Annotated in this window: 6 protein-coding genes, 1 tRNA gene and 1 rRNA gene; 7 read left to right on the top strand and 1 reads right to left on the bottom strand. The window is 52.3% G+C overall.

Going from position 1 to position 10522, the window contains the following annotated elements; genetic code table 11:
* Positions 1 to 194: 194 nt before the first annotated feature.
* Both rrf and BLU47_RS12635 read left to right on the top strand, forming a co-directional pair.
* Positions 195 to 307: ribosomal RNA gene (rrf, locus tag BLU47_RS12640) — 5S ribosomal RNA — on the top strand.
* A 153-nt stretch (positions 308 to 460) separates the two neighbouring features.
* The gene (locus BLU47_RS12635; RefSeq protein ID WP_091963450.1) at positions 461 to 904 is read left to right on the top strand and encodes a transglycosylase SLT domain-containing protein; all 444 of its coding nucleotides are present in this window, start codon (positions 461 to 463) and stop codon (positions 902 to 904) included.
* A gap of 167 nt (positions 905 to 1071) precedes the next feature.
* Here BLU47_RS12635 and BLU47_RS12630 read toward each other — a convergent pair.
* Positions 1072 to 1144 (bottom strand) — tRNA-Met (locus BLU47_RS12630).
* Between the two features lie 203 nt (positions 1145 to 1347).
* Here BLU47_RS12630 and BLU47_RS12625 point away from each other — a divergent pair.
* The 5 genes from BLU47_RS12625 to BLU47_RS12605 are packed head-to-tail and all read left to right on the top strand — an operon-like array spanning position 1348 to position 10461.
* Positions 1348 to 1938 (top strand): TetR/AcrR family transcriptional regulator, encoded by a 591-nt coding sequence (locus BLU47_RS12625; RefSeq protein WP_091963447.1) that lies wholly within the window; start codon positions 1348 to 1350, stop codon positions 1936 to 1938.
* Between the two features lie 40 nt (positions 1939 to 1978).
* Positions 1979 to 2716 (top strand): 3-oxoacyl-[acyl-carrier-protein] reductase, encoded by a 738-nt coding sequence (gene fabG, locus BLU47_RS12620; protein WP_091963436.1) that lies wholly within the window; start codon positions 1979 to 1981, stop codon positions 2714 to 2716.
* 13 nt (positions 2717 to 2729) lie between these two features.
* On the top strand, positions 2730 to 3437 hold the full coding sequence (locus tag BLU47_RS12615) for an RluA family pseudouridine synthase (protein ID WP_091963433.1): 708 nt from the start codon (positions 2730 to 2732) through the stop codon (positions 3435 to 3437).
* Positions 3438 to 3494: 57 nt separating this feature from the next.
* Positions 3495 to 8117 (top strand): translocation/assembly module TamB domain-containing protein, encoded by a 4623-nt coding sequence (locus BLU47_RS12610; RefSeq protein ID WP_091963430.1) that lies wholly within the window; start codon positions 3495 to 3497, stop codon positions 8115 to 8117.
* Positions 8104 to 10461: a translocation and assembly module lipoprotein TamL gene (locus BLU47_RS12605; RefSeq protein WP_091963427.1), complete on the top strand. Its 2358-nt coding sequence runs from the start codon at positions 8104 to 8106 to the stop codon at positions 10459 to 10461. The genes BLU47_RS12610 and BLU47_RS12605 overlap by 14 nt, the downstream gene beginning before the upstream one ends.
* The last annotated feature ends 61 nt before the right edge of the window (positions 10462 to 10522 follow it).

The following is a 10522-nucleotide window of genomic DNA, read 5'->3' as shown; positions in this document are numbered from 1 at the left end:
ACGTTGATAGGAGGCAGGTGTAAAGACGGTGACGTCAAAGCCGAGCCTTACTAATTGCCCGATAGCTTTTGCCGCAGTCATCTTTTCAGGTGTTGGTAACGAATCGACATCTCTGGCTTGCTTGTGAAGATTGTCACCTTATACGTTTGGCATTCCCAATAGTAAGATTGTAAATTGTCAAATAGTAAATTACATCAGGTGGTTATTGCGGCGGGGTCCCACCTCTTCCCATTCCGAACAGAGAAGTTAAGCCCGCTTGCGCCGATGGTACTGCAATGCAATGCGGGAGAGTAGGAGGCCGCCACTTTTTTCTTGAAGCCCTTTCATCAGTAACGATGAGAGGGCTTTTTTCGTTAAAAATTTGGTTTTTTGCTTTTTTTTTCGTACCTTTGCAGGCGGATAACTATAGTATGGCGATAGAATGTCTCGTGGTGAGACGGCTGTGCTTAAATCATTTTTTATGAAAAAAATAGCTAAGATGGCATGTTTAACATGCTTAATGTTGATGTTAGTTCCATCTGATGCTTGTTCATCTGGAGCTAATGGATCGAGAAGCTCAAGTTTTGACTGGAATCCCGTTATCGATGCGATTATCGAGGTTGAGAGTGAGGGTAATGCCAAAGCCGTTGACAAGAGTGGCAAATCGTGTGGCATACTGCAGATCACTCCTGTTTTGGTAAAAGAATGTAACCGTATTTTGGAAAAGCGAAACCATCGTAAACGTTATACGATGAAAGATCGGTTTAGTGTCAAGAAATCCAAAGAGATGTTTATTCTTTACCAGTCATTTTACAACCCGAAGAACAGTGTAGAACAGGCTATTCGTTCTTGGAACGGTGGAATGGGCTACTCCATTCGGGGAACTCAAAAGTATTTTGAGAAAGTAATGAGCAAAATGAAGTAGAGACTTTATGACTTTTAATAGAAACGTGTGTTTTAAAAAGCTCGCGTTTCTTTTTTTTGACGTAGGGCAGGACTTACAACATTTTTTTTTGCATAGAACTACAGCCGATTGCATGTTAGGAGTTTATCTTCAGCAACAAAAAAAGAACGCCTAAGCGTTCTTTTTAGTTGCGGAGGCAGGACTCGAACATGCGACCTCCAGGTTATGAGCCTGGCGAGCTACCAACTGCTCCACTCCGCGATATTAAATAGTGCCTTTCTTGAAAAGCGATGCAAAGGTACGTCTTTTTTTTGAAACGACCAAATTTTTATGAAAAAAATCACCTATATTCGGTATTTTCTCACATTTACTTACAAAATATTTGGTAGTATCAGGGTTATTTTCTAATTTTGCACACAGTATTTGCGATGTGCAATACAGAAAAGTTTGGGAGGTCTAAGATTATGTCCATATCGAAAACTCGACAAAAGTTAGTTGATGTCGCTCGTCAGTTGTTTGCCAAGAATGGTTTGGAGAACACGACGATGAATGATATCGCGTTGGCATCCGACAAGGGGCGTCGCACCCTTTATACCTATTTCAAGTCAAAGGAAGACATCTACTATGCTGTTATCGAGTCAGAGCTGGAGCGTCTTTCCGACCAGTTGGACGAGGTTGCTGCGAAGAAGATTCCCCCTCAGGAGAAGATTATCGAGTTGATATACATGCATCTGAGTATGATTCGTGAGACCGTGGTACGCAATGGTAACCTGCGTGCAGAGTTCTTCCGTAACATCTGGATGGTCGAGAAGGTTCGCAAGAATTTCGACGATGCCGAGATCGAGTTGTTCCGCAAGGTGTTCCGTGAAGGCAAGGAAGATGGTGAGTTCGACATCGACAATGTCGATTTGGTGGCCGACATCACTCACTATTGTATCAAGGGTCTTGAAGTGCCGTATATTTACGGTCGTATTGCTCATGGCATGCGTGAGGAAGACACGAAGCCGCAGGTCGCCAAGATAGTGTACAGTGCCCTTGGCAAGCGTAGGATGTGACATTCATTGAATTTATAAACTAAATATTAAAAGAAAGATTATGGGATTATTAGAAGGAAAGACAGCGCTGATTACGGGTGCTGCTCGTGGTATTGGAAAAGCGATTGCCCTGAAGTTTGCTGCTGAGGGTGCCAATATTGCATTTACCGACCTGCAAGTCAACGAAGAGACAGAGAAGGAGATTGCTGCGCTGGGTGTGAAGGCCAAGAGCTATGCCTCCAATGCAGCAGATTTCGCACAGACAGAGGAAGTTGTCAAGGCTGTCAAGGAAGAGTTTGGAGCTATTGATATCTTGGTGAACAATGCCGGTATCACCAAGGATGGCCTGATGCTGCGCATGACCGAGCAGCAGTGGGATGCAGTCATTGCTGTCAACCTGAAGTCAGCATTCAATTTCATCCACGCCTGTGTACCTGTCATGATGCGTCAGAAGGCAGGTTCTATTATCAACATGGCCTCTGTGGTAGGTGTTCATGGCAATGCCGGTCAGGCCAACTATGCCGCCTCCAAGGCTGGTCTTATCGCCCTTGCCAAGTCTATTGGCCAGGAGATGGGTCCTAAGGGCATCCGTGCCAACGCCATAGCTCCTGGATTCATTGAGACAGCCATGACAGCCCAGCTCTCTGAGGAGATTCGTGAGGAGTGGAAGAAGAAGATACCTCTTCGTCGTGGTGGTCAGGTAGAGGACATTGCCAACGTTGCTACCTTCCTGGCATCCGATATGTCCAGCTATGTCAGTGGACAGGTTATCCAGGTTGACGGTGGTATGAACATGTAATAAGAGAGCAGTGATGAAGGTCGTTTACGAGGACAACCATATCATCATAGTATATAAGGAGAGTGGGGAGATCGTGCAGGGCGACAAGACTGGCGATCGTCCCCTCTCTGATTTGGTGAAGGCGTACATCAAGGAGAAGTACCAGAAACCCGGTGAGGTGTTCCTTGGTGTGGTACACCGTCTGGACCGCCCTGTCAGTGGTCTGGTCGTCTTTGCCCGTACGTCGAAGGCCCTGACGCGTCTGAACAAGATGTTTCGCGATGGTGATGTGCACAAGACCTATTGGGCGATAGTAGGAAGAGAAAAGGGGACAACGAAGAGTGAGCAGTCTTTCGACGATGGGGAGTGGCATACACTTGAAAACTGGCTGGTGCGCAACGAGCAGCAGAACAAGTCGTACGCCTACGACCATGAGGTGCCGGGCAGTAAGAAAGCCCTGTTGCAATACCGCCAGTTGGCTGAGGGCGACCATTATCGACTGTTGGAAGTCAACCTGATGACCGGTCGTCATCACCAGATACGCTGTCAGTTGTCAGCGATAGGCTGTCCTATCAAGGGCGACCTGAAATATGGCGCCCGTCGTAGCAATCCCGATGGCAGCATCTCCCTGTTGTCACACCATGTGTCGTTCGTTCACCCCGTTTCCAAGTCCTTGATAACCGTTGAATCCCCGTTGCCTGACGACAATTTATGGCAGGCGCTGAAAAAAAACGTCCGATAATTTCGCCTTTTCCGTTTTTTTCCTTTATTTTTGCAGCGTATTTCGCGACGATAGCATATGAAGAAAACGTTATGGTGGATAGGAGGCGTCCTGCTGAGTCCAGTCTTGCTGTTTGTCATATTGACTATTCTGATTTATCTGCCACCTGTCCAGAACTGGGTGGTAGATAAGGTTGCTGCATACGCCTCCGAACAGACCGGCATGGAGATTACCGTCAACCATGTCGATTTGTCGTTTCCCCTGGACTTGGGTGTCGACGGCATTCTGGTTGTCCATCAACCTGATACCATTGCCGACATCCAGCGTGCGGTCGTTGATGTCCAACTGCTTCCGTTGTTTCGTAATAAGGTGGTTGTCAATCAGTTAGAGATTAATAATACCTGTCTGAATACCAATGGGTTCGTTAATTCTGCTATAGTAAAAGGTAAGTTCTCCAGACTCTTTGTGAAGAGTGATGGCATCGACCTGAAACAAGAGACTGTCGAGGTCAATGGTCTCCAGTTGGAAGACGCCCATCTGGACATCGTCCTCAACGATTCCGTTCCTGAGGATACCACCCAGTCGGAGAATAAATGGAAGATACACCTTGACGAAGCCACGATACATCGTTCTGATGTCGCCCTCCACCTGCCAGGTGACACGATGAGCGTCCGTGTTCATCTGGGCACGTTCACTGCCCGTGAGGCGTTGGTTGACCTTGCCAGCGAGACCTATACCGTGGGAAGTGCCGACTGGTTGAACGGAGCCCTGCAGTATGACCAGAACTACCAGCCCCACGTGGCCGGCCTGGACTATAACCACCTCGATCTGCGTGATGTCAATGTGGGCATCGACTCCATCTACTACCACGACCCCACGTTGCGCCTGCACATTCGTACGCTGGCCCTGAAGGAGAAAAGCGGTATGCAGGTTACCGACCTCACTGGTCCTGTCGAGCTGGAACATGGACAGCTGCGCCTTCCTAAGTTCCATCTGAAGACCCCCGGTTCCGAGATAGATGTCGAGCTAGGCATGCCACTGAACCTGATGGAGCCCCTCTCGAAAGACGCGCTGCACCTGCGTATGAAGGCCAGTCTGGCCAAAAGCGACCTCCTTCCTTTCATGGCGTCGCTGCCTGCTGCCCTTCGTGAACGCTGGCCCAACCATCCCCTGCAGTTGCAAGGCAGTGTACAGGGCACCCTGCAACACCTGTCGTTCACCAACCTCGACGTGACACTGCCCACCGCTTTCCATGCCACAGCCACCGGATTCGTGGAGCATGTCGACGATCCTAAACGCCTGCGTGCCGATGTGCAGTTCACGGCATCCACCCAAGACCTCGGTTTTGTGACCGCCCTCCTGCCACGCGACGTGCAGCGTAACTACCGCATACCCCCGGGCATCACTGCCCAGGGACGTCTCCAGGCCAATGGTGCCAGCTATGTCGCTGACCTCACCGCTCGTGAGGGGAAGGGTACCATGAAGTTGAAAGGTCGCCTGAATACCGATGTGATGCGCTATGATGCCCAGCTGAGCGTCAACAACCTGAACATCCACCATTTCATGCCCCGCGACTCCATCTATACCGTCACTGCTGATGTCAACCTACAGGGACAGGGCACCGATTTCCTGTCGCCTCATACCCGTCTGACGGCAGATGCGCAAGTGCATCACCTGCACTATGGCCGCTGGACCTTCGACCGCGTGACTGCTCAGGCCACTGTTGCCAATGGACATGCCCTGGTCGATATGGACAGCCGTGGCAACCTTGTCAATGGCAAGCTTAGCATCGATGCCCTGCTGAATACCAGCAAGGTCAACGGAACCCTGACTGCAGACCTGAACACCGTCGACCTGTATAAGATGCACCTCGTCGACAAGCCCCTTTCTGTGGGCCTCTGCGGTCATGTAGACGTCACCTCCGACCTCAAGCTGTCCCATTATGTCAGTGGACTGATTAGCGACATCACCGTGCGCGACTCCTTACGCTCCGTCAGCTCTGAGTTTGTGGGCATCCACCTGAATACCACCCCCGACACGACCCTGTTGCGCGCACAGAGTGGCGACTTTATCGTCAAACTCGATGTCAGTGGTAACTACGAACGACTGCTGCGCCAGTTGACGATTTTGGGTGATACCGCTACAGCCCAGCTGAAGGCGAAGATCATCGACCAGGCCGCCCTGCGTCGTTTGCTCCCCATCATGAAGATGCATGTGGAGAGCAAGCGCGAGAACCCGCTCCTTGTCATGCTGCGCAGCCAGGGCATCGACTTCCGTGACATGCTCTTCGACATGACCACCTCCCCGTCGACAGGAGTCAATGGCAATGGCTATGTCCACGCGCTGACCGTCAGCGACGTACGCCTCGATACCGTCAATTTCCGCCTGACCCAGCGTAAGGACCACCTCTCCTTTAGTGGTCAGATACGTAACAACAAGAAGAACCCGCAGTTTGTGTTCAACGCCCTCTTCGATGGTCTGTTGCAGGAGCGTGGCGCCACCTTTGGCGTTCGCTACTACGATGCCGACAGCAAGTTGGGGGCACGCATAGGTGCCAAGGCCGAGATGCTCGACAGTGGCCTGAACTTCCACCTCGTTCCCGAACGGCCTACCCTGGGCTATAAGGAGTTCAGTCTCAATGCCGACAACTACCTCTTCCTGGGTACTAACAACCGCGTACGTGCGAAGGTCGACCTGGTGGCTGACGATGGCATGGGTGTGCAGATCTATTCCGAGGACACAGACCCCACCGCCTTGCAGGACATCACCATCAGTCTCAACCGCTTCAACCTGCATGAGGTGACCTCCGTCATCCCCTATGCTCCCCGCATGACAGGTATGCTGCAAGGCGACTACCACGTCATCCTCGATGCCCGTGGTCACCTTTCTGTGGCCAGTGATATGGCAGTTCGTGACATGACCTACGAGCACAGTCCTATCGGCAATGTCAGTACCGAACTCATCTACCTGCAGAAGAGTGACTCCGCCCATGTCGTGGAGGCCCGCCTGATGAAGGACGACCAAGAGATAGGACTGCTCTCCGGCACCTACTACAAGGTGGGAAAGGGTGCCCTCGATGCCCGTCTGCAACTGACGCACATGCCCCTGTCACTGGTCAATGGCTTTATCCCTGACCATCTCTTCGGACTCCATGGCTATGGCGATGGCGAGCTGACCGTGAAGGGTCCCCTGTCACGTCCTCAGGTCGATGGTGAGGTATACCTCGACTCGTCGTATGTCGAGAGTGAGCCCTATGGTGTGAAGTTGCGCTTCGACAATGACCCTGTGCGCATCGCACAGTCCAAGCTGTTGCTCGAGAACTTCACCGTCTATGCCTATAACGAGAACCCGTTGAATATCCAGGGTGCCGTCGATTTCTCCGACCTTGACCACATGATGGTCGATGTGCGCATGCGAGCCCGTAACTTCCAGCTCATCGGTGCCAAGGAGAATCCTAAGAGTGTGGCGTATGGCAAGGCCTTCGTCAATATCTTTGCCCTGATGCAGGGACCTGTCGACAACCTGAATATGCGGGGACGCCTCGACGTGCTGGGCACCACGGATATGGGTTATATCCTTCGTGACAGTCCGCTGACAACCGACAACCAGCTTGATAACCTCGTGAAATTCACCGACTTCAGTGATACGGCAAAAGTTGTCGTTGAACGACCTCCCTTGAATGGTTTCACGATGGATATGACCGTCGACGTGTCGAATGGTGCCCATATCATGGCCTACCTCAATACCGACCACTCCAACTTCATTGACCTGATGGGAGGAGGTACGCTACGCATGCAGTACACCCCTGCAGACAACCTGCGCATGACTGGTCGTTACACGCTCTCTAACGGTGAGATGAAATACTCGCTGCCAGTCATTCCGCTGAAGACGTTTACCATCCAGAATGGCTCTTATATCGAGTTTACGGGAGATCCGATGAACCCCACGTTGAACATCACAGCGACAGAACGTACCAAGGCCACAGTGTCGAACAACAATGGGGTAGGGCGTAGCGTCGACTTCGACTGTGGCGTTGTCATCAGCAAGACGCTCAACGACATGGGAGTGCGCTTCACGTTGGACGCTCCTGAGGACATGCAGTTGCATGGAGAACTGCAGTCCATGGGTGTCGAACAGCGAGGCAAGTTGGCAGTCACCATGCTGACCACCGGTATGTACCTGGCAGACGGTAACACACAGCCCTTCTCGATGAACGCAGCACTCAGCTCGTTCCTGAACAGTGAGATAGGCAATATCACTGGCAATGCCCTGCGCACCCTCGACCTCTCCTTTGGCATGGACCAGTCGCTCGACGGCATGGGTAACACCCGTACCAACTATTCGTTTAAGTTTGCCAAGCGCTTCCTCAACAACCGCCTGAAGATTGCCGTGGGAGGCCTTGTGTCCACAGGTGCCGAACTGCAACAGCGCAACAAGTCGTTCTTCGATAATATCTCGTTGGAATACCGCCTCGACGACACTGCCAACAAATACCTGTCGCTGTTCTTCCAGAACAATGCCTACGATTGGCTCGACGGCTACACCCAGAAATATGGTGGTGGCTTCATCTGGCGTCGTCGCCTGCAGCACTTCCTGGATATCTTCCGCTTCAAGGAACCTCAGCTGTTACCTCAGCGTATGCAGCAGAAGACGGATACGTTGAAAATCCCGAAAACCCCGACCACTCATGAAACGAAATAACCTCCTTTACCTCCCGGCCATCCTGTTGCTGATGGCTTGTTCGATGACGAAGAACATCCCCGAGGGTGACCAGCTCTTCACCGGACTGGAGAAGATTGTCTATGAAGACGTGCCTGCTGGTGACCGTCAGCAGACCGACAACTTCCTCGCCACACAAGAGGAGGTAGAGGCAGCCCTTGCCACTGCACCCAATGGTGCCCTCTTTGGCAGCAGCTACCACCGCCTGCCCTTCTCGTGGGGCGTCAGCGTGTGGAACCACTATGCCAACAAGTCGGGAGGCTTTGCCCGTTGGATGACGAAGACCTTTGGCAAGCAACCCGTCCTGATGTCGTGGGTAAATCCCGAACTGCGTGCCTCTGTGGCTCAGTCTGTCCTGCGTAACAACGGCTATTTCAATGGTCGGGTGGGGTATGAGTCTATCACGCAGAAGAACCCCAAGACAGCCAAGATACAGTATACTGTCAGTCCGGGACGTCTCTATATGCTCGACAGCGTGGGCTACTTCGGCTTTCCTGCCGAGGCAGACAGTCTTATCCACAGCACCCTGTCAGAAGCCTATATCCATCGTGGCGACCCCTTCGTGGTGTCCCGTCTCGATGCAGAGCGCCAGCGCATCAGCAGTCTCTTGCGTAACAACGGCTATTATTACTACCAGCCCGACTACGCCTCCTACCTTGCTGACACCTTCGCTGTCGACGGCAAGGCACAGCTGCGCTTCCAGTTGGCGAAGGACGTGCCTGAGGTTGCCAAGCGCAAGTGGTATATCGGACGTGTCGCCATCAATATGAAGAAGTCGTTCATGGAGAAGCCCACCGACTCTATCAAGGGCCGCTTCTTCACCATCCGCTTCTCAGGCAAGAAACCGCCTATCCGCACCCGTGTGCTGATGGCAGACATGAAACTGCGCCCCCGCCAGCTCTATAGCTATTCCGACTATGCCGAATCCATCAGCAAGATCAACGCCATGGGCCTCTTCTCCGCCACCGACTTCCAGTTCACCCCCCGCGACACCACCTCTCACCTCTCTAACGACACCCTTGACCTCACCATCAACTGCACCTTCGACAAGCCGTGGGACTTCTACGTCGAGACCAATTTCAACGCCCGCACCATCGGACGTATGGGTCCTGAGTTGAAGATGGGTGTCACCCGTCGTAATGCCTTCCGTGGTGGTGAGAAGATTGACGTCAACGTGCATGGCTCCTATGAGTGGGCAACGAGCAAAGGGTCTAACATGAACAACTACGAATATGGTGCCGACGCATCCATCGAGTTCCCACGTATCATCGCACCCTTCTTTGGAGGCAACCGCATACGTCGGGACAAACAAGGACGTATCATCCGCCGTCGCCTGTTCTATTCCACCCCCACGACACTGGCCAAGGCATCGACGAACATCATCCATCGCCCCAGCTACTATAAGATGCATGTGGTGGCAGGCGAGTGGACCTACCGCTGGCAGACCTCTGCCCAGAGTCGTCATGAGTTCTCCCCGCTGACGCTGAAGTATCAGTTCATGAACAGCCATACTGCAGCCTTCGACTCCATCATGCGTGTCAACCCCTACCTGCGCGCTACCATGCAGGACTACTTCATCCCGCAGATGCGCTACACCTATACCTATACCAGTCCAGCCTCCTACCTCCATCCCGTCCGTTGGGAGACGACCGTCGCAGAGTCCGGCAATGTCGCCTCACTCATCATGATGGCGATGGGAAAGTCGTGGAACGAGAAGGAGAAAACCATCTTCAAGAACCCTTACTCGCAGTTTGTCAAGCTGGAGACCGACTTCACCAAGACGTGGACCCTCGACAGTCATTCCAAGCTCGTAGGACACGTCAATGCCGGTGCCATCTATGCCTTTGGCAACAGCGAGTGGCTCCCTAACTCCGAGCTGTTCTACGTGGGTGGTGCCAACAGTCTGCGTGCCTTCCCTGTCAGGGGCATTGGTCCTGGTCGCTTTGCCGGTCTCGACGACAAGGCCATCTCTTACCTTGTCCAGAATGGTGACATCAAGTTCGTCTGCAACCTGGAATACCGTCGTCAGCTCTTTGGCAACCTCCATGCTGCGCTCTTCCTCGATGCGGGTAATGTGTGGAACTTCCGTGAGGGTGATGGTGATACGCGCTTTGCCGAGGGTCAGTTCCGCTTCAACCGTTTCTTCCGTGACATTGCAGTGGGTACTGGTGTGGGCATCCGCTACGACCTCAGCTTCCTCATCCTGCGCCTCGACTGGGGAATCGGCCTCCATGTACCATACGACACCGGCAAGTCCGGCTTCTATAACATCGATAGCTTCAAAGACTCCCATACCCTCCACTTTGCCATCGGCTATCCTTTCTAATAATATTGCGTTAAAGAGTGAAAAAAAAGGAATTGTTTCGTAATTATTTTGTACTTTTGCA

Origin of the sequence: Prevotella sp. tc2-28 (genome assembly GCF_900107705.1) — a bacterium.
Classification (GTDB): domain Bacteria; phylum Bacteroidota; class Bacteroidia; order Bacteroidales; family Bacteroidaceae; genus Prevotella.
The sequence above is the reverse complement of the archived record's forward strand: the minus strand, read 5'-3'. Positions and strand labels throughout refer to the sequence as shown.

Bases quoted from the DNA above. Each gene is read 5' to 3' on its own strand.
- BLU47_RS12635 (WP_091963450.1), top strand. From the start codon at position 461: ATGAAAAAAATAGCTAAGATGGCATGTTTAACATGCTTAATGTTGATG.
- BLU47_RS12625 (WP_091963447.1), top strand. From the start codon at position 1,348: ATGTCCATATCGAAAACTCGACAAAAGTTAGTTGATGTCGCTCGTCAG.
- fabG (WP_091963436.1), top strand. From the start codon at position 1,979: ATGGGATTATTAGAAGGAAAGACAGCGCTGATTACGGGTGCTGCTCGT.
- BLU47_RS12615 (WP_091963433.1), top strand. From the start codon at position 2,730: ATGAAGGTCGTTTACGAGGACAACCATATCATCATAGTATATAAGGAG.
- BLU47_RS12610 (WP_091963430.1), top strand. From the start codon at position 3,495: ATGAAGAAAACGTTATGGTGGATAGGAGGCGTCCTGCTGAGTCCAGTC.
- BLU47_RS12605 (WP_091963427.1), top strand. From the start codon at position 8,104: ATGAAACGAAATAACCTCCTTTACCTCCCGGCCATCCTGTTGCTGATG.